An 18,832-nucleotide genomic window follows, 5' to 3' on the forward strand; every position below is an offset into this window, starting at 1 on the left:
TTGATATGAACATTAGTTACCCAATACGATCTGTACGCGGCGGTTTTGTGCACGGCCTTCCGCAGTTGCATTTTCTGCTATTGGTTTGGCTGCACCAAAACCTTTGGATTCCAGCCTTGCAGCAGCTAAACCTTTGCTTAAGAGGTAAGCTTTTACAGACTCTGCACGGTCGTTGGAGAGTTTGAGGTTGGCGGTTTCGTTACCAACATTGTCTGTGTGACCATAGATACCAAGTTTCAGCCCTTCTGCCACCACGGCGCTTTTCAGGATATCGTCCAGTGTGCTGTAAGATTCAGGTCTGATCACGGCGCTGCCGGTTTCAAACTGTACCTGTACAGATCTGGAAGACACTTCTTTGGTGATCTCTGCAGCGTACTGCTCTTTGATAGCAGTACCAGTGAGTAGTTCCGGGTGATTGCTCACTACGGAAGCCAGGAAGGATTTATCTACTACCTTGTTGTACACAGGGTATGTGGGTACCAGTTCAGGATACATCTTTACGAGGATGTCGCCGAAGGTGCCGTATACGATCTTGTAACGGTCCAGTTTATCATCTCCGAGGCCGAACATGTTAGCAGCGTCTGCTAAGTTGAAGGCCATGGAACCGCCCAATGCCAGGTTGATGCCCTGCGCGTCTTTTTCTTCCACACCGTTGTAATATTTCAGCCAGTATGCACCGTTCTGTTCGTTGTATACTTTGGCGGAAATGTCTGCCGCAAATTGCTTGGCATCTGTGAAAGAACGTACCTGATCTCCGGCTTGTGCGAGTGCCATGATCAGGTTCTCAATGTCCGTGCGGTGGTCATTGGCGAACTTCCTGATGGTGATAGAGATGTTCGGCATCTGGGATGCGTACTCTCTTGTAGTGGCGATGTTGATCAGACCACCTTTTTTCTGGGCGATGTTTACGTCACCCGGCGTCCAGGTGGCAACACCGTCTACACCAACAGTGGTGTCTTTTGCAATCTTCTTACCATTTACTACGAGCTTGCGGCCTTCTGTGTAACCGGCAATGTATTTATTGGCGGCATCCAGGAAGTCGTTCGCAGCGATCAGGTTGATGGCGTTACGATCGTAAGTGGTTTCATCCGGGTTTACGCGCAGGCCATTGTCGCCAGCCCATTTCACGAGGATGTTCATGTCACCGTCCCTCATTACGCAGGATACTGTTTTACCCAGTGCGTTTTTAGGATCTACTTTCCATTCTGCGGGGCCCATCAGTTTGTCTTCACCATAACTTTTACCCATGGTGTAAAAAGCAACGGGCTGGTATTCAGGGCCCAGTGGCTCCAGTTCTTTTGCCAGTGCGGCAAAGAACATGGGCATACCATCTCCCATGAAGGAAGCGAACACGCCGGGGGTGTTGGGATTTGATTTATAGTCCTGTGCAAACTTCACCACGTCTGCAATGGATTTGTTACAATCGTCCTGGCGAACTATTTCGATCTCCAGGTTCGCTTTATCGACCAGGGAGCCTTTGGTAGTTTTCGGGCCACCATTGGCATACATCAATGGAAACTGGGAGTTCCAGGCCATGATCTTCCAGCTGATCCTGGTTCCGCCGTTTGCAGATTCTTCTGCGCCGGGGAGTGGCAGTTTTGCAGCATTGCTGCTTAAAGATGCTTCGGGCGCATCCGGCAGTGCAACTTTACCGATTTCGGCAGCCGCTTTTGCTTCCTGGGGGCGCTTGTCCCACCATAATACTTTACCAGCATAGATTGCTCCGAGGAGGAGAACGATACCCAGGACTTTACCCCCTGGTTTTACTTTAATTGCCATGTTATAAATATTTATAGGTTTAAGAATACACTTCGTTTATTCATACACGTTAGTATACGGTGCATACGTATGGCTATCCATGCATTTATGTTGATGGTTATCAGCTCAGGAGATCGTTATAATTATCTTTTGGTAATTGTCCGGGCTTACGTGGTGTGGTATTGGGTTCCCACTTTTTCACGTCCAGTTTGAATTCCGTATCGGGATTGAAGGATTCCAGCATAGTGAGTCCTTGCAGCTCATAAGTTGCGTTATCGAGGTCGATAGAGCGCATGAAGTCTGTAGAGTAGCTGATGGCTTTTTTCATACTGCTCAACTTGGTGGCAATATCTTCTTTGAGGAACTCCATAGATTGTTCCACCATCAGTTTCTTTTCGGGATCACCGTTAAAGATCTTCAATGCAGAGCTGAGGGCTTTGTTACCGGAAGAAACAGATTTGTAGAGATCTTTTTTCAGTTCCAGTTCATTACGTGCGTCTTCAATCATGTATCCGCTGTTCTTGTGTACTTTGGTGAGGTAGTCACCGATACGGGCAAGGTTATCGCGGATGGGTGTGAGTTGCATGATGTATTCTTTGATCCGGGCAATGTGGCGCGTAGCATTTCCCAGCTCAGGCAGCATGTTATTGCTCTGTGCGGCTTTTGCGCGGCTCATCAGTTGTGCCATGTCTTTTTCCTTTTCATCGATCTTCAGGTCGATCTTCTCTTTCTGGGCATCCACTTCGATGGATTGCTTGTAGAGTTTTTCGCGTTGTTCTTCCATATCGCCGATATAATCTTCGGCAATGAGGAAGGGGTCCAGTTCGATCACCACACCTACGAGTTTTTTCATGAGCCATTCATACAGGTAGAATAAGCTCAGGCGCAGTTTGCGGTGTGTTACTGTATAGAGGAATAAACCAAGGCATACCAATGCGATGCCGAAGTTGAGTGTGTTCCATACCACATTTGTGAGGATGGGGATCACATAGTAACCGATCAGCACCAATAAACCGAGTCCGATAACGATACCGAATTTGCCACCAGGGCGGTTCCAGTAGGATTTCAGTTTCTGGCCTGATTCTGCAGGGAAGAATTGAGTGTCCATAATTAAAGGGTTGTTTGAATGAATTGAATGTCTGACTGAATTTTAGTGATCATGGCCTGGCAGGCTACATCATACCCCTGCCGGCTGCTGGCAATCTTTTGCTCCTGTTCGGATACCTGGCCTTTCAGTTCTTTCATACTGGTTTGGGCACTGGTAATTTCCTGTGTGAGCTGTTGGATCTTCTGCGAATGTTCAGCGATGGTTTTTTCCAGGTCAGCAATTTGCTGTACTCTTCCCTGGATCTCCTGTTTCGCTTTATCATCAGCGGCTTTGTCGAATTCATCCCGGTCTTTTTCCACCATGCTTTTATACAGGGTAGCGGTTTCCAGCAGTTTATCCTTTGTGAGGCCCTGGATACTGAGGGTGGCAAAAACTGCCCCTATACGTGCTTTGTCGTCTGGCACGTGCGTTTCCAGTGTTTCCATCATCTTCCAGAACTCGAAATAATCGGGTCCGGGCAGATTACTGCTTTCAAATAACCGGGAGAAGTGTTGCTCGAACTTGTCGAGTTCTTCAGCCGTGATATTCGCGGTGGCGGTTTTTGGGCCGCTCAGCGGAAATTTTTGGGCAAGGGAATCCCCTCCGGGCTTGCCAGTCTGTGAAGCATCGGGGTCAAATTCAACGAAAATGCCCAACGCTTTCCTAAGAAAGTTTGTCATTGCTTGTGTGTGTAAAGGGTAAATTGATTGTTGGAAAAAAGAAGCACACTAAGAACTCGTGCAGTTGTTTGTGAAACAACCAGAGTAAAAAGAAATGAATATGTGTGTACTACATTGCGGTATTGATTGAAGACGTAAAATTACACATTTTTCCACATATGGCAATTTTTGGGGCTGCGTGGGGGCTGCGTTTAAATTGAAATCCGTTAACTACAGTGGCTTTTAGTCATATATCCATTATTCCGCAAGCCTGCGTGTTCGAAAATTTGCATTCCGGGGGCACTGGAATTAACGGTTAACTATTTTTTTTCGCTTACTTTAGCCAACGCAAAAACTATCCATGTCCATCCTTGTAACAGAACTTAGTAAGCTGTATGGCCAGCAAAAAGCAGTGGACGGCATCTCTTTCGGGCTGCAGAAAGGTGAGATTGCAGGCTTTTTAGGTCCTAATGGCGCCGGCAAATCCACTACCATGAAGATCATTACCGGCTACCTCCCTCCCAGTGCGGGACAGGTAAGCGTTTGCGGTTTTGATGTGGTGAAGGAGCCGATGGAAGTGAGGAAGCGCGTGGGTTACCTCCCGGAAGCCAATCCCCTTTACCCGGATATGTATATACGGGAGTTCCTGGAATTCATGGCGGGTATGCATCAACTGGGGAAGATCTCTGGTACCCGCATCACAGAAATGATAGGCCTGACGGGACTTACACCGGAAAAGCATAAAAAGATAGGAGCCCTTAGTAAAGGCTACAAACAACGTGTGGGCCTGGCGCAGGCGCTTTTGCATGATCCGGAAATACTGATCCTGGATGAACCTACTTCCGGGCTGGATCCCAATCAGTTAGCGGAGATCCGGAACCTGATCAGGAACCTGGGAGAAAATAAAACGGTGATGTTATCCACCCATATTATGCAGGAAGTGGAGGCGATGTGCAGCAGGGTGATCATTATCAATAAGGGCAATATTATAGCAGACGGGCCGCTGAGTTCCCTTCAGCAGGGTTCGCAGGGTTATATTCAGGTTACTTTTGGGGAAGCTGTTGCGTTGGAAGAGCTGGAACAATTACCCGGCGTATCCCGCGCAGTGGCTGCTGAGGGTCATATCTGGCGATTATACACGACAGATGCAGAAACCGTCCGCAAAAACCTGCTTCAATTCTCTTTGATTAATAACCGGAACATCCTTTCTTTGCAGAGCAATTCGCAAAGCCTGGAAGATGTGTTTAAGGAGTTGACAAATTAGTGGTGCCGTGTGAATGGGGAGACGCCATTTGCCGTGAGTTGGTATTTTTTAAGAATAAAACATAAAAATTTTACCCATGAGTATCATTTCAGAGATCCACGCCAGACAGATTTTAGATAGCCGTGGAAATCCAACGGTTGAGGTTGATGTAACTACAGAAGATGGCCATGTAGGAAGGGCCGCCGTTCCATCCGGAGCTTCTACCGGCAAACACGAAGCTGTTGAACTCCGCGATAACGATAAAGGCTTCTACTTAGGTAAAGGTGTGATCAAAGCTGTTACGAATGTTAATGAAGTGATCGCTGATGAACTGATCGGCTGGGATATCAGCGACCAGGCTGGTGTTGACAAAGTGCTGATTGATCTGGATGGGACTGAAAATAAAGCCAAACTGGGTGCCAACGCAACTTTGGCGGTTAGTATGGCCGTTGCGAAAGCAGCAGCAGAAGCATTTAGCTTACCCCTGTACCGTTACCTGGGTGGCGTAAACGCTACCACTTTACCTTTGCCTTTAATGAACATCGTGAATGGCGGTGCGCATGCTGATAACAAGATCGACTTCCAGGAATTCATGATCGTTCCGGTGGGCGCAGAAACTTTCTCTGAAGGCCTCCGCTGGGGCGTGGAAATTTTCCACCACCTGAAATCTGTACTGAAAAAGAAAGGTTACAGCACTAACGTTGGGGATGAAGGAGGTTTTGCACCTGAGATCCAAAGCAACGAAGAAGCGATCGAAACTGTACTGCAGGCTATTGAAGCAGCTGGTTACAAACCAGGTTCCCAGATCGGCATCGCCCTGGATGCTGCGAGCAGCGAGATGTATAACGATAAAGACAACACTTACAAGTTCTATAAGAGCACCCAGAAGATCATCAGCAGTGATGAACTGGTAGCTTACTGGACAGAGTGGTCTAAAAAATACCCCATCGTTTCCATTGAAGATGGTATGGCTGAAGATGACTGGAACGGCTGGAAAAAACTGACTGAATCTATCGGTGCTAATGTACAGCTGGTGGGTGACGATCTGTTCGTAACCAATGTAAAACGCCTGAAACAAGGTATTGACCAGAACATTGCGAACAGCATCCTGGTAAAAGTTAACCAGATCGGTACCATCACAGAAACCATCAATGCGGTTTCCATGGCACAAAAAGCTGGTTATACTTCCATCATGAGCCACCGTTCAGGAGAAACTGAAGATACTACTATCGCAGACCTGGCAGTAGCCCTGAACTGCGGTCAGATCAAAACCGGTTCTGCCAGCCGTACAGACCGTATGGCTAAGTACAACCAACTTTTGAGGATTGAAGAACTGCTGGATACCAGCGCTTATTATCCGAAAAATTCAATTAAATTTGGTAAGAAGTAATTTTTAGTATCACTACGTTATTAATTAGTGGTCAATACAAATTTTTCCGGGTACTGGTCTTCCAGTACCCGGATACCAAATCAGCCTTTGTGAATATGGACCTGTTGAAGCGTTTTAAAAAAGTACCTGCCATCCTGCGTAACAAGTATATTGTAGGCGGGGTGCTTTTTGTGGTCTGGTTACTTTTTGTGGACCGGAACAACGTTTTCACCCAATTCACCCTGAGTTCAGAAGAGAACAAACTGGAGGGTCAGAAGGCGTTTTACAAGCAGGAAATAGACAGAGCACGCCAGGACCAGTTCGAATTACTGTCCAGCCCCGAAAAACTGGAGAAATTTGCCCGGGAGCAGTACCGGATGAAAAAAGAAGATGAGGATCTGTTCATTATCCCCGAGCCAAAGCCCAAAATCGACTAATTTATTGGTTCCCAAGCCCCATTATCCTCTTAAGGCTTTGTTAAAAACTTGCATTTTCTAAAAAAATGGGCTAAATTAACAATACTAACCCGTCATTATCCGTTATGTAACTGTTATATCTTATACAGCCTTCTGTATTGATAGTATTCTATTTAAAATAACAATCTATCGCATGAGCAATTTTACACTCCCTTTTTCTACTCCTAACTATGTTGTAACCGACCCGGAAGGGCAAACTGCACCTATGCAAGTGAATCAAGAATTATTACGTGAAGAAAAGAAATTGCATCTTTTGACCTTACAGGCGTTGAATACTGTGAAGCTCGCCCCTCGTCAGTCTACCCTCATCGCAATTTTTGACCACGCACAAAAACGCGAGGTATAGTTTTTGTATTTTGCAGGCATGACGAAGAAAGAACGATTCCAGTTTGTAATCGACTATTTTGAGAAACATGCCCCGGATGCAGAAACTGAACTGCTGTACGACAATACCTACCAATTACTGGTAGCGGTTATCCTGTCTGCCCAATGTACAGATAAGCGGGTGAATATGACCACCCCTGCTATCTTTGAGCAGTACCCGGATATTCCTTCCCTCAGCAAAGCTACTTTTGATGATCTGTTCCCACTGATCAAAAGTATCAGCTATCCCAACAATAAAACGAAACACCTCATTGGCATGGCCAATATGGTGATGGATGATTTTAACGGTGAGATACCGGAAACGGTGCCTGAACTGGTTAAATTACCCGGCGTTGGCCGTAAAACGGCGAATGTGATCACCAGCGTTGTGCATCATCAACCCAATATGGCAGTGGATACCCATGTATTTCGTGTATCCGCAAGGTTGGGGTTGACGACCAATGCTAAAACTCCTTTACAAACAGAGCAGCAACTTCTTCAGTATATACCCCGGGAGAAGGTGCATATTGCGCATCACTGGCTGATCCTGCATGGGCGGTATATTTGTTTGGCGAGGAGCCCGAAATGCGGGGAGTGTGGGTTGCGGCCTATCTGTAAGTATTACAAACAGTTAGTTTCCTAGCCAGGTGACTTTGCCCGCAGTGTTTTTGCGAGTATAGTTTTGCTGGGTTTTTTATTATCTTGGAGAGAGCTAAAACCCTCCCACGTGAATAATACAAAAATACAGCTATCCTTCATGATGTTCCTCGAATACTTTATTTGGGGAGCATGGTATGTAACCATGGCTACTTACATGGTAGCCAATCTTCAGGCCAGTGGCAGCGAGGCCAGTTATGCTTATACAGCATTGGCTATTGCCACCATGGTTTCTCCTTTTTTGGTAGGAATGGTGGCAGACCGGTATTTTGCTGCACAAAAGATCATGGGTGTACTGCATATCGTTGGTGCGCTGGCGTTATACTCCATGACGCTTACTACTAATACTTATGTTTTTATTGGCGTTGTATTATTCTATTCCCTGTTGTACATGCCCACCATTGCACTCAGCAACAGTGTGGCCTTTAGCCAGATGAAGGATCCGGGGAAAGAATTCCCTGCCGTAAGGATGTTCGGTACTATCGGATGGATCTGTGCCGGCTTACTAATCGGCTATATGGCTATCGAAAAAACCATGAACACGTTTTATATAGCGGCCGGGGCTTCTTTGCTACTGGGACTTTTCAGCTTTACACTGCCCAATGTTCCACCTAAAGCTAAAGGAGATGTTTCTGCTTCGCAGGTATTGGGAACAGAGGCTTTTGTGTTGTTCAAAAACAGGTCTTACCTCGTATTCTTTATCTCCGCTATCCTGATCTGCATTCCTTTAAGCTTCTACTACGGATTTACCAATCTCTACCTGCATGAGGCAGGCATGGAAAATGCTGCCGGGAAAATGATCTATGGCCAGGCTTCCGAAGCTATCTTCATCCTTGCCATTCCTTTATTACTCCGCCGGCTTGGCGTGAAGAAAATGTTGCTGGTAGGTATGGCCGCCTGGGTGCTTCGTTATATCCTCTTTGCTTATGGCAACAGTGGTTCGAACTTATGGATGTTATACACCGGCATTATCTTACACGGCGTTTGTTATGATTTCTTCTTTGTGACCGGTTATATGTATACAGATAACAGGGCAGGCGAAAAGATCAAAAGTGCGGCACAGGGGTTATTCACTTTTGCTACTTATGGTCTTGGTATGGTGATCGGTACCTGGTTCTCAGGGATCGTGGCAGATTATTATGTAGCGAACGGCGTACGCGAATGGCAGAGCATCTGGATGGTGCCTGTATATATCGCAGCAGCCGTGATCATCTATTTTGCGTTGGCATTCCACGATAAAAAACCAGTTTAACTTATATAAAAATTAATTATGGCGAAAATTGCAATGCTTGGGTCCGGATTCATCGGGAGATTCTATGCGGATTCTTTAATTGGACAAAGAAGCAGGGATACGATCGTGAGCATCTACTCCCGCCGCGAAGAAAGCGCTAAGAAATTTGCAGTGGACTATAACTGTACCCACTGGACCACCAACATGGAAGAAGCAATCAATCATCCTGATGTGGATATGGTTTGCATCTCCCTGCCCAACAATCTCCACGAAGCTGCTGTAATGGCTTGCTGCAAAGCAAAAAAAGCGGTGATGTGTACCAAGCCATTAGGACGTAATGCGGAAGAAGCAAAACGTATGATGGAAGCGGTAGAAAAAGCAGGCATCTTCAACGGTTACCTGGAAGACCTCTGTTATACCCCCAAATTCCTGAAGGCTTTAAAGAGTGTACAGGAAGGAGCACTGGGCAGAATACTCTGGGCTAAATCCCGCGAAACACATCCTGGCCCGCACAGCGAATGGTTCTGGGATAAAGAGCAGGCAGGCGGCGGTTGTATCCTGGACCTGGGTTGCCATTGCGTTGAGATTGCACGCAACTTCATCGGGAAGGACATTAAACCCGTTGAAGTGATGTGCTGGGCGGATACACAGGTGAAACCAATTGATGCAGAAGATCATGCGATCGGCCTTGTGAAATATGAGAACGGTGCTATCGGTCAGTTTGAAGTGAGCTGGACCTTCCGCGGCGGGCTTGATCTCCGTGATGAAGTAATGGGCTCTGAAGGTACAATATGGCTGAATAGCTTTTTACGTACAGGGTTTGATATGTTCACTACCGGCAAGGGAGCTGATTACGTTGCAGAAAAAGCAGAAAGCAATACAGGCTGGTTGTTCCCTGTAGGTGATGAACTGAATGAACTGGGGTATAATCATATGTTCGCAGATATGTTCAATGCAGTAGAAGCCGGGAAAGCACCACGCGAAACTTTCTATGACGGGTATGTGGTGAATGCAGTGCTGGATGCTGCTTACAGGTCTGCAAAATCCAAATTATGGGAACCGGTGAAGCTGGATGTATGGCGCGGGAAGGAAGGTTTGGAGAAAGAGAAAACACTGACAGATTATAATGAGCAATATTACCTGATCAAGGAAGAGATGACGCACTTTGGGACGGCGAAGCTGATACTGAAGGATAAGAAAACGGGGCAGATCATTGAGAAGGTGATATAGGCCTGGAGGCGTTTTGCAGGCTGAGCTTTTTGCCGGCGTGAGTATTTTGCCTGCGCCGGTTTTATTTTCCCTGTAATAAACGGAAGTACGCCTTGCCAAACTGATGATTCACTTCCACCTCCATTAACTTCCCTTTCTCATAGCGATAATAAATACGCTTATCATCAGGCATCACTACTTCATACCGTTTATCAGCCAGTTGTTTGATCGGGAGGAACGCTCCATGTGTTTCTGAGTATACTTCCTTGAGCTCTTTCGGTTCTGAAAAATATAATTCACTCACGGAATAGGTGATCTCCCTGTTAATGGTAGCGGGCTGTCCTTTGCGGACCACATTATATCCTTTCTCCGTTTTTTCCGTGGAAGTTTCTTTGCTGTCTGCCCCTTTGCTTACGCGGGAGGCTTTGGCCCTGATCAGTATATTATTGTGATATTCAGCGGTAATGTCTGTTTCCATCCGCGATAAGAGCTTCATTTGAATGCGGCTTTTGATATGGATCTTGCGGGTGGGGCCGTTGGTTTCCTGTTTCACATCGAGGAGGCCGATCGTGTTATTGGCATACCTTATCTCGTAAGTATGGGATTGTCCTGCTGCCTTGAGGGCTGCCAGGTAAGGAATTATCCCGCATATCAATACAAGGAAAATCCTTTTTAGCCTGTATTGCTTGAGGGTCTTGTACATGGCCTTGGATCAGTATAATACGTATAGCAATATACGAAAATCTATTACGAAACGCATTATATCTATAACGCGTTTCGTAACTGATTCATTGTGAATGCTAGAGCATTTCGCGGATCCTTGTTACCAGCTCACCTTTTGTGATGGGAACGCCCATTATCTTATTATAACCCTGGGCAGGGATCAGGAATTGATCGCGGATGATCTTTATAAGCTGGCCATTATTGATCTCAGGGATCAATACATGATCATAGCTATGCAGTATTTCTTCGAGATTTTTTGGGAAAGGACGCATGTGGCGGAGGTGCGCATGTGCCACCTGATGGCCTTCTGCCAGTAATTCCAACACGGCACTCTTGATAGTACCAAAAGTAGAACCCCATCCGAGCACCAGTACTTTTCCTTTTTCAGGCCCTACTTCTATTTTCTGTAATGGAATGTGGTCTGCGATCTTATCTACTTTCTCCTGACGGATCTTCACCATGAGCTGGTGATTTTCAGGATCATAACTCACGTTACCGGTGATATTCTGCTTTTCCAATCCACCGATCCGGTGTTCCAGACCAGGGGTTCCGGGAACAGCCCAGGGGCGTACGAGGTTTTCATCCCGCTGGTAGGGGAAGAATTGGTCTTCTCCTTCTTCCAGGCCTTTCTTGTATTTCACGGTAATGGGCTGCAGATCATCACTCTTCGGGAATTTCCAAGGCTCTGCGCCGTTGGCAATATACCCATCGCTGAGGAAGATCACAGGCGTCATATGATTTACCGCAATGCGGAAGGCTTCGTAGATACCATCAAAGCAATCTGAGGGTGTGGATGCGGAAATGATGGGCATGGGGCATTCGCCATTACGACCATAATAAGCCTGCAGCAGATCTGATTGTTCTGTTTTGGTAGGCAGACCGGTAGAAGGGCCTCCACGTTGAATATCAATGATCAGCAACGGAATTTCAAGCATTACGGCAAGCCCCATGGCCTCTCCTTTTAATGCCATGCCGGGGCCTGAAGTAGTAGTTACGCCCATATGGCCACCATAGGATGCACCAATAGCAGAAGAGATACCGGCAATTTCATCTTCCGCCTGGAAAGTACGGATACCGAAATTCTTATAACGGCTCAGTTCATGCAGGATGTCTGAGGCTGGTGTAATAGGATAAGTACCCAGGAAAATAGGCAGGTTCGCTTTCTGGGAAGCTGCGATCAGTCCGTAAGACAAAGCAGTATTTCCTGTAATGCTCCTGTAGGTACCGGGGTCCATCCTGGCTTTTTCCACTTTATAGCGGGTGGAGAAGGCTTCCACAGTATCGGCGAAGTTGTATCCGGCTTGCAGGGAGCGGATGTTACTTTCGAGGATCTCGGGCTTTTTACCAAACTTCTCTGTGAGGAAGTTGACGGTGCTTTGCATATCGCGATCATAGAGCCAGTAAAGGAATCCGAGCACGAACATGTTCTTGGCGCGGTCTTTTTCCTTCATACCCATGTTGATGTCCTTCAATGCCTCGCGGGTCATTTTGGTAACATCCATGGTATGTAACTGGTAATTCACGAGGGAGCCATCTTCCAATGGGTTCACACCATCCGGGAAGTTAGCCAGGCGGAGGTTCTTAGAGTCGAAACCATCTGTATTGGCGATAATGATACCGCCTTTTTTGAGCCCTTTGAGATTGGCTTTCAATGCGGCGGCGTTCATGGCCACCAGTACATCGCAGGTATCTCCGGGAGTAAATATACGGTTAGAGGAAAAGTGAAGTTGGAAACCACTCACACCAGGCAGGGTACCTTGCGGAGCACGTATTTCCGCCGGGAAATCCGGGAAAGTACTAAGATCGTTCCCGATAAGGGCGGTATTGTTAGAGAACTGAGTACCAGTTAGTTGCATCCCGTCTCCACTATCACCAGCAAACTTGATCACTACATCTTCAACCTGTTGAATCGCTTTATTGGACATTGACGTATTCTTTATATTAGATATATATGAGTCTATAAGACCGTAAATTTAGGGAATCGGCTGCTAACTTTAGAGTTCTATCCCTGCCACAAAAGTACACAAACCCTGTAGACTTTTAATAAAATATCCTGAAAGCTTTGCCCCTTGTAGCTTTGAGGGGTCTCAAAGCCTTACTGCTGTTATGTTTGGCAAAATATTTGTGTACAGTAATGCTTCGCAGGAAAAAGTCCTGCGGTCGCCAAGCTTTACCAGCCTGCATTTGAGCATAGTAACAGGAATGCACACACGAAATTACTTAAATGAGTAATGCCCGCAAACCCTCGATGTTAAAGGTTCTTTAAAGAAATGTTAAAGAAAGGAATTTGAGGGTTATGGCATGGTAATTGCAAAATTTCACACGAAACCGATTCACATACAATCATTCATCTAAAAAGAGAATACTATCGAGAACAACCTTTACTTGAACCATTTCTTTATTATTTAAACCTTTTAAAAATTGTATGCTATGAAAAGGACTAAATTAAGCCTGTTAGCACTTGCGGCCGTAACATTCGGCGCATTCGCCTTTACTTCATTTGAAGGCGGTTCTATTTCCGGTAAAGTTGTTCCAGCTGAAGGAGCTACTGAAGCATGGGCTATTTCCGGAACAGATACTTTGAAAACAGCTGTAGCACAGGGTGCATTCTCCTTTACGAGTGCAAAAGCCGGTACTTACACTGTAGTTGTTGACGCAAAAGAACCATTTAAGGACGCAACTATTACAGATGTGAAAGTGGAAGATGGTAAAGCTACCGATCTCGGCGAAATCAAATTAGCACAATAATTGGTTTTCATAGGGGTTAAACAAGCCGGTCTTACTTAAGTAAGGCCGGCTTATTTTTTTGCAGGTATTCTAGGGGTAGGGTTTCCATTGGCCGTTATATTAAGGAAGTCATCATTGTGACTTATCCCCCTAAAATGAATACCAATATGAAAATGACAGGCAAACAGGAATACCTGATCACTTACAGCGGGCTCAGTGTGAGCCTTTTACTCTGCCTCCTGGCAATTTTTGGATTGATCCTTTCCGGCTGTGCCCGTGAAAATGTTCATGGCTCCGGCCGCGTGATCACAGAAGAAAGGCCGGTGGACAGGTTTGAAGACCTGACCGTTGACGGGCCGCTTGAAATACATGTAAAACAAGGCAGTCCCTTACCGCTCCGCATTGAAGCAGAAGATAATGTAATGCGGGTGATTGAAACTTCCGTAAGCGGCACCAATCTTCGCGTGAGGATCCGTAACGGCGTGAACCTGAAGAGTTTCAGACCGATCCATATATATGTGCAAAGTGAAAAATACCGCAGGATCATCTTTTCCGGCTCCGGTTCTCTTACAGGAACAGACACTATCAGAACTCCCCAATTCCTCTATGAAGTGAACGGTAGCAATGATGCACACCTGAAAGTGGATGCCAATGAGGTGAGGGTATTAGTGAACGGCTCCGGGAATATTGACCTGGAGGGCCTGTCCAGGGATTATTATTCGGAGATCAATGGTAGTGGAGATGTGAGGGCTGAATTACTGAAAGCCAACAGCGCCAATGTGGAAACCAATGGCTCCGGCGAGCAGCGGATCTGGGCAGTAGATAAATTATGGGGCCATATCAGAGGCAGCGGGAATGTAAAATACAAAGGATCACCGGCAGATTTTAACGTAAAGGTTTCAGGATCAGGAAGGGTTAGCAAGTTATAGGAATAACATTTTTACATGGAAGCTATTGGAATACTGTCACCCGTTGCATTAGGCATGAATGGCCACGCTGTAAATCAGAGTAATGGTTATTTTTGCACCATGCCCGAAAATGCCCGGTTACAAAACCTTTTGCAGGAAGACGAGCGCCAGTTCATGGAGGCGCTCTTCAAGACCTATTTTCCATTGGTCTGCAAAGCAATATACCGCTTAGTGCCTGATATGGCTACGGCGGAAGATCTGGCGCAGGAAGTATTTATCAAAATATGGAATCGCCGGGAACAGTTGAAGGATGTTTATTTTAAAGCGTACCTGCATCGTGCAGCGGTGAATATGGCACTTGATCACATAGATAAGAACAAACGGCGCGGCGGTGCTCACCAGGAGATCAGTCCAACTCATGAAGAAGCACAAGTGCAGGCGCCGGTGATACATCTGAAAGAAACAAAACTGCGGATACAGCAGGCGATCGATCTGTTACCTGAAAAGTGCAGGGAGATATTTGTGCTGAGCCGCTATGAAGAAATGAGCTATAGAGAAATTGCCGAAACATTGCAGATCTCCGTCAAAACGGTGGAGAACCAGATGATGACGGCATTGAAAAAGCTGCGCGTTTCATTGAAGGAATACCTGGAATGATTACGCCTTTTTTTATCAACCAACAGAGCAGCAAACAACATTCGAAATTCGTAATTGAATATCAGCATGATCAACAACGATCACATAGACGCACTGATTGCCCGTGAAATAGCCGGCGACATCTCCACAAAGGAGCAGGCAGAGCTACAGGCCTGGTTACAGGAAGATGTTGCCAACCGGGAATACTATACCGCCATGAAGCAAACCTGGGACCTCACAGCCGATGCATTTGACGATGCCCCGGAACCAGATCTTGAATCTAACTGGCAAAGGTTCAGCCACCAGATGGATGCCCCTGCTCCGCTTAAAGTGGTGAGATCCTCCAAACAAAATAACTGGTGGAAACTAGCCGCAGCAGCCATTATTATCGTAGCTGCCGCCAGCCTTGTTTTCACCATGGTGAACCAGGGTAGTACTACTGTTATCACTGCGGAGGCCGGTAAAAAAGAAGTTACACTTCCGGATGGCAGTAAAGTATTCCTGAACCGCAACAGCCAGATCAGCTATAAAAAAGGATTTGCAGCTAATCACCGCCTTGTGGAACTGGAAGGGGAAGCCTTCTTTGATGTAAAACCGGATGCCTCCAACCCTTTCATTGTTACAGCAGGCGCTTCGCAAACACAGGTGCTGGGAACTTCCTTCGTGATAAAAGCTTACGAGAACAAAACCATTCAGCTGAATGTGGTAACCGGTAAAGTTGCCTTCTCCGGCAAACAAAGCACTCAGGAAGCATTGGTGCTCACAGCAGGCCATACCGCTATTTTGCAGTCTAACAAAGAACCTAAACAGATACAGAATTCCGATCCTAATTTTATGGCCTGGAAAGAGAACCGGCTGGTTTTCGATAATGTACCCCTGTTTCAAACACTCAGTACGCTGGAAGAATATTTTGATGTGAAGTTCATCGTAACGGATTCCAGCCTGCTGAACATCAAATACTCTTTGACCGGAAATGATAATCCTTCCCTGCCCCGTGTGCTGGAAGTACTGTCTGAAACAATGCATATCACTATCAAAGAAGAATCGAAAGGCGTGTATAAGGTCAGCCGATAAAATCTATATACCAGCAACCCCATGCTGCAAAGGCTTTGTTTCATCCTGCTGCTGATCATTCCTTTTTGCGGACACGCGCAATGGTTAAAAAAGCGCGTGAGCATCCAGGAGCATAATGTTACCATCGAAGAGATCCTGGTGCAGCTGCATCAACGTTACCAGGTGCCGTTCTCTTATGTACGGCAATACCTCCCTACTGCCACACTCAGCATAAATATAACAGAACAACCGCTTTCCGTGGTGCTGGATGAAGCCCTGCTGGGAAGCGGTATGGATTACAAAGAGATCTCCTCCCAGATTGTTTTAAGCACGGCTGATCACGCACTCACGCAAACGGTGCATGGTGTGGTACTGGATAAAAACATCCGCACACCAGTGCCTGGTGTTACAGTTCAACTCTCCAACTTATCCGGCAAAGGCAGTGTAACAGATGAACAGGGCCGCTTTCTGATACCACAGGTGCCACTCGGCAGATATGACCTGGTAGCGAGTTCCATCGGTTACAAACCTGTACGCATCAACCAGGTGCTGGTTATTTCAGGGCGGCAAACGGTATTGCCTGTATTACTGGAAGAAAACATCTATGAATCCAAAGAGGTGCAGGTAACCGCATCACGCAAAACGGATAAAACAAGAAGTATTAATCCTCTGGCGGTAGTAAGCACCCGCATCTTATCTGTAGAAGAAGCAAACCGCTTTGCCGGTACACGTACAGATCCTAGCCGTATGGCTGCAAATTATGCCGGCGTGGTGAACCTCAGCGATCAGAACAACGATGTCATTGTAAGAGGTAATAATCCTTTCGGTGTGTTATGGCGGCTGGAAGGTATCGATATACCTAACCCGAACCACTACACGTACATCAATACTTCCGGAGGCATTTTCAGTGTATTGAATAATAACTTGCTGGCCAACTCTGATTTTATGACCAGCGCCTTCCCCGCAGAGTATGGCAACAAAAATGCTTCGGTATTTGACATCCGCCTGCGCAAAGGGAACAGTGAAAAAAATGAGTTCAATGCACAACTGGGTTTAAGCGGACTGGAGTTCAATGCAGAAGGCCCACTGGATAAAAAAAAAGGCGCTACTTACATAGCAGGTTACCGTTTCCTGAGTTTCAACTTCCTGCAAAAACTTGGGTTGGACATCACTATAGATGGTATACCACAATTCCAGGACCTTACTTTTAAAGTAAATGTTCCGGATGGGAACAATGGTGCATTTGTGTTCTTTGGCCTTGGTGGTAAAAGCAAGATCCGCTTCCGGGATGCTTTTACAGATAACCGGCAGATCGCTAACCATGTTATAAGTGGAAGCAGTTATTTCGGTTCAGACGTGGGGGTACTGGGCATGCGGTATGATCATTACTATTCCACAAAAACATTCGGGCAGCTACTGAGTGCTATTTCCGGCAGTCATATTGTTTCAGACAGGAATATTCACTTTGAAGACAAAAGCATTGTGAAAGATTCAGATGGCAGGTTTAAGGAGAAAGGTGTTTCTCTCGGCTATCATCTCACACATAAGTTCAACACAAAACATCTCTTAAAAACCGGCATCAACTTTAGCTCCCGGCAATACCACTATTTCCTGCAAATATTATGGAATGATACTTCAAGGATACACGTTCTCAGACTGGATGATCATGTACCCATGAACCTGTTGCAGGGCTTTGCGCATTGGCAGTTCAGCCCTGTACCATCCTTAACTTTCCATACTGGCCTGCATTATCAGCACCTGTTCTATAACAGTCAGCAGGCCCTGGAGCCAAGGCTTTCAGTGGAATGGCGTTTGGCGCCCAAACAACGCATCACGGCGGGTTATGGATTGCATCATCAAATGCAGCCGGTGAACATGTACATCAACCGTAACTACAACCGCAGTTCTCAAACATATACACCCGCAAATAAACACATTGCTTTTACAGGCAGTCATCATTATGTAGCGGGATATGAAAACAATTTCTCCTCCTGGTTCCGCTTCAAAGCTGAAACGTATTATCAGTCTATCTTTCATGCGCCGATCCCGATCAGTCCTGATTTTTATTCAGGGTTAAATCAGGGGTTATCCTATAATGATTTTGTGCCGGATACTTTGGTAAGTAAAGGCAGGGGTCGCAATTATGGTGTGGAGTTAACATTGGAAAGATTCCTTCATAAAAACTATTATTTCCTGCTCACTACAACATTGTATGATTCCAAATACAAGGCATCCAATGGTAAATGGTACAACACTACCTTCAATGGTAACTACATTGTGAACCTGGCTGTGGGCACGGAATTCCGTGTAGGTAAAAAGGAAAATGTTCTTGCGGTGGATGGGCGGATCATACAAGCCGGAAATAAAAGAGTGTTACCTGTGGATGAGGAAGCTTCCCGTAAGAACGGGAAGGTGGTGATAGCATCTGACGGTTATTATGAAGAGCAGTTGAAAGATTATAGTCGTGTTGATATGAAGGTAAGTTACCGCCTGAACCGGCTACGGTCTACCCATTCATTCTTTGTTGCGGTGGATAACGTGTTGAACAGAAAGAATGTGCTGAGTAAGGATTATTACTATTATGAGCAACGGGTGAACACGATGTATCAGTTGGGGAGATTTCCTTATGCGGGGTATAAGATTGAGTTTTAACTATTGCAGTATTTATGGGGCTTATACGTTCCTATTAAAAAAAATTCCGGACCACTTTGCAGCGATCCGGAATCTTATATT

At 46.0% G+C, this 18,832-nt stretch carries 17 protein-coding genes; 12 read left to right on the forward strand and 5 right to left on the reverse strand.

Annotated elements, in window-relative coordinates:
* Nucleotides 1-12 precede the first annotated feature (12 nt).
* From AAHN97_RS21920 to AAHN97_RS21930, 3 genes are all read right to left on the reverse strand, one after another.
* A complete protein-coding gene (locus tag AAHN97_RS21920; RefSeq protein ID WP_343304232.1) occupies nt 13-1,779 on the reverse strand; it encodes an OmpA family protein in 1,767 nt (588 codons plus the stop codon).
* A gap of 100 nt (nt 1,780-1,879) precedes the next feature.
* Nucleotides 1,880-2,866 (reverse strand): hypothetical protein, encoded by a 987-nt coding sequence (locus tag AAHN97_RS21925; RefSeq protein ID WP_343304233.1) that lies wholly within the window; start codon nt 2,864-2,866, stop codon nt 1,880-1,882.
* A 2-nt stretch (nt 2,867-2,868) separates the two neighbouring features.
* Nucleotides 2,869-3,525, reverse strand: a complete 657-nt coding sequence (locus AAHN97_RS21930; protein WP_343304234.1) for a hypothetical protein — start codon at nt 3,523-3,525, stop codon at nt 2,869-2,871.
* Between the two features lie 340 nt (nt 3,526-3,865).
* Here AAHN97_RS21930 and gldA point away from each other — a divergent pair, with 340 nt between their 5' ends.
* The 7 genes from gldA to AAHN97_RS21965 all read left to right on the forward strand — a co-directional run bounded on the left by gldA (nt 3,866) and on the right by AAHN97_RS21965 (nt 10,073).
* Nucleotides 3,866-4,768: a gliding motility-associated ABC transporter ATP-binding subunit GldA gene (gldA, locus tag AAHN97_RS21935; protein WP_343304235.1), complete on the forward strand. Its 903-nt coding sequence runs from the start codon at nt 3,866-3,868 to the stop codon at nt 4,766-4,768.
* Between the two features lie 76 nt (nt 4,769-4,844).
* Nucleotides 4,845-6,137 (forward strand): phosphopyruvate hydratase, encoded by a 1,293-nt coding sequence (gene eno, locus AAHN97_RS21940; protein WP_343304236.1) that lies wholly within the window; start codon nt 4,845-4,847, stop codon nt 6,135-6,137.
* Nucleotides 6,138-6,232: 95 nt separating this feature from the next.
* On the forward strand, nt 6,233-6,553 hold the full coding sequence (locus AAHN97_RS21945) for an FtsB family cell division protein (protein WP_343304237.1): 321 nt from the start codon (nt 6,233-6,235) through the stop codon (nt 6,551-6,553).
* A gap of 172 nt (nt 6,554-6,725) precedes the next feature.
* On the forward strand, nt 6,726-6,938 hold the full coding sequence (locus AAHN97_RS21950) for a hypothetical protein (RefSeq protein ID WP_074242159.1): 213 nt from the start codon (nt 6,726-6,728) through the stop codon (nt 6,936-6,938).
* An 18-nt stretch (nt 6,939-6,956) separates the two neighbouring features.
* Nucleotides 6,957-7,598, forward strand: coding sequence for an endonuclease III (gene nth, locus AAHN97_RS21955; RefSeq protein WP_343304238.1), 642 nt, complete (start codon nt 6,957-6,959; stop codon nt 7,596-7,598).
* An 84-nt stretch (nt 7,599-7,682) separates the two neighbouring features.
* Nucleotides 7,683-8,864 carry a nucleoside permease gene (locus tag AAHN97_RS21960; RefSeq protein WP_343304239.1) on the forward strand — a complete coding sequence of 394 codons (1,182 nt, stop codon included), beginning with the start codon at nt 7,683-7,685 and terminating at the stop codon, nt 8,862-8,864.
* An 18-nt stretch (nt 8,865-8,882) separates the two neighbouring features.
* Nucleotides 8,883-10,073, forward strand: a complete 1,191-nt coding sequence (locus AAHN97_RS21965; RefSeq protein WP_343304240.1) for a Gfo/Idh/MocA family protein — start codon at nt 8,883-8,885, stop codon at nt 10,071-10,073.
* Nucleotides 10,074-10,134: 61 nt separating this feature from the next.
* Here the strand turns inward: AAHN97_RS21965 and AAHN97_RS21970 are convergent, their stop codons facing one another.
* The gene (locus AAHN97_RS21970; protein ID WP_343304241.1) at nt 10,135-10,755 is read right to left on the reverse strand and encodes a DUF6134 family protein; all 621 of its coding nucleotides are present in this window, start codon (nt 10,753-10,755) and stop codon (nt 10,135-10,137) included.
* A gap of 97 nt (nt 10,756-10,852) precedes the next feature.
* Nucleotides 10,853-12,700, reverse strand: a complete 1,848-nt coding sequence (locus tag AAHN97_RS21975; protein WP_343304242.1) for a 2-oxoacid:acceptor oxidoreductase subunit alpha — start codon at nt 12,698-12,700, stop codon at nt 10,853-10,855.
* A gap of 505 nt (nt 12,701-13,205) precedes the next feature.
* On the opposite strand from AAHN97_RS21975, the gene AAHN97_RS21980 reads away from it, so the two are divergent.
* The 5 genes from AAHN97_RS21980 to AAHN97_RS22000 all read left to right on the forward strand — a co-directional run bounded on the left by AAHN97_RS21980 (nt 13,206) and on the right by AAHN97_RS22000 (nt 18,751).
* A complete protein-coding gene (locus AAHN97_RS21980) occupies nt 13,206-13,523 on the forward strand; it encodes a carboxypeptidase-like regulatory domain-containing protein (protein WP_343304243.1) in 318 nt (105 codons plus the stop codon).
* A gap of 146 nt (nt 13,524-13,669) precedes the next feature.
* Nucleotides 13,670-14,431: a head GIN domain-containing protein gene (locus tag AAHN97_RS21985; protein ID WP_343304245.1), complete on the forward strand. Its 762-nt coding sequence runs from the start codon at nt 13,670-13,672 to the stop codon at nt 14,429-14,431.
* Between the two features lie 15 nt (nt 14,432-14,446).
* Nucleotides 14,447-15,067 carry an RNA polymerase sigma factor gene (locus AAHN97_RS21990; RefSeq protein ID WP_343304246.1) on the forward strand — a complete coding sequence of 207 codons (621 nt, stop codon included), beginning with the start codon at nt 14,447-14,449 and terminating at the stop codon, nt 15,065-15,067.
* 66 nt (nt 15,068-15,133) lie between these two features.
* Nucleotides 15,134-16,120, forward strand: a complete 987-nt coding sequence (locus tag AAHN97_RS21995) for a FecR family protein (protein WP_343304247.1) — start codon at nt 15,134-15,136, stop codon at nt 16,118-16,120.
* A 21-nt stretch (nt 16,121-16,141) separates the two neighbouring features.
* Complete coding sequence (locus AAHN97_RS22000; protein WP_343304248.1) at nt 16,142-18,751, forward strand: carboxypeptidase-like regulatory domain-containing protein; 2,610 nt, start codon at nt 16,142-16,144, stop codon at nt 18,749-18,751.
* The last annotated feature ends 81 nt before the right edge of the window (nt 18,752-18,832 follow it).

Origin of the sequence: Chitinophaga niabensis (assembly GCF_039545795.1) — a bacterium.
Classification (GTDB): Bacteria; Bacteroidota; Bacteroidia; order Chitinophagales; family Chitinophagaceae; genus Chitinophaga; species Chitinophaga niabensis_B.

Coding starts and splice junctions, on each gene's coding strand:
- AAHN97_RS21920 (WP_343304232.1), bottom strand. CDS start 1,779: ATGGCAATTAAAGTAAAACCAGGGGGTAAAGTCCTGGGTATCGTTCTC.
- AAHN97_RS21925 (WP_343304233.1), bottom strand. CDS start 2,866: ATGGACACTCAATTCTTCCCTGCAGAATCAGGCCAGAAACTGAAATCC.
- AAHN97_RS21930 (WP_343304234.1), bottom strand. CDS start 3,525: ATGACAAACTTTCTTAGGAAAGCGTTGGGCATTTTCGTTGAATTTGAC.
- gldA (WP_343304235.1), top strand. CDS start 3,866: ATGTCCATCCTTGTAACAGAACTTAGTAAGCTGTATGGCCAGCAAAAA.
- eno (WP_343304236.1), top strand. CDS start 4,845: ATGAGTATCATTTCAGAGATCCACGCCAGACAGATTTTAGATAGCCGT.
- AAHN97_RS21945 (WP_343304237.1), top strand. CDS start 6,233: ATGGACCTGTTGAAGCGTTTTAAAAAAGTACCTGCCATCCTGCGTAAC.
- AAHN97_RS21950 (WP_074242159.1), top strand. CDS start 6,726: ATGAGCAATTTTACACTCCCTTTTTCTACTCCTAACTATGTTGTAACC.
- nth (WP_343304238.1), top strand. CDS start 6,957: ATGACGAAGAAAGAACGATTCCAGTTTGTAATCGACTATTTTGAGAAA.
- AAHN97_RS21965 (WP_343304240.1), top strand. CDS start 8,883: ATGGCGAAAATTGCAATGCTTGGGTCCGGATTCATCGGGAGATTCTAT.
- AAHN97_RS21970 (WP_343304241.1), bottom strand. CDS start 10,755: ATGTACAAGACCCTCAAGCAATACAGGCTAAAAAGGATTTTCCTTGTA.
- AAHN97_RS21975 (WP_343304242.1), bottom strand. CDS start 12,700: ATGTCCAATAAAGCGATTCAACAGGTTGAAGATGTAGTGATCAAGTTT.
- AAHN97_RS21980 (WP_343304243.1), top strand. CDS start 13,206: ATGAAAAGGACTAAATTAAGCCTGTTAGCACTTGCGGCCGTAACATTC.
- AAHN97_RS21985 (WP_343304245.1), top strand. CDS start 13,670: ATGAAAATGACAGGCAAACAGGAATACCTGATCACTTACAGCGGGCTC.
- AAHN97_RS21990 (WP_343304246.1), top strand. CDS start 14,447: ATGGAAGCTATTGGAATACTGTCACCCGTTGCATTAGGCATGAATGGC.
- AAHN97_RS21995 (WP_343304247.1), top strand. CDS start 15,134: ATGATCAACAACGATCACATAGACGCACTGATTGCCCGTGAAATAGCC.
- AAHN97_RS22000 (WP_343304248.1), top strand. CDS start 16,142: ATGCTGCAAAGGCTTTGTTTCATCCTGCTGCTGATCATTCCTTTTTGC.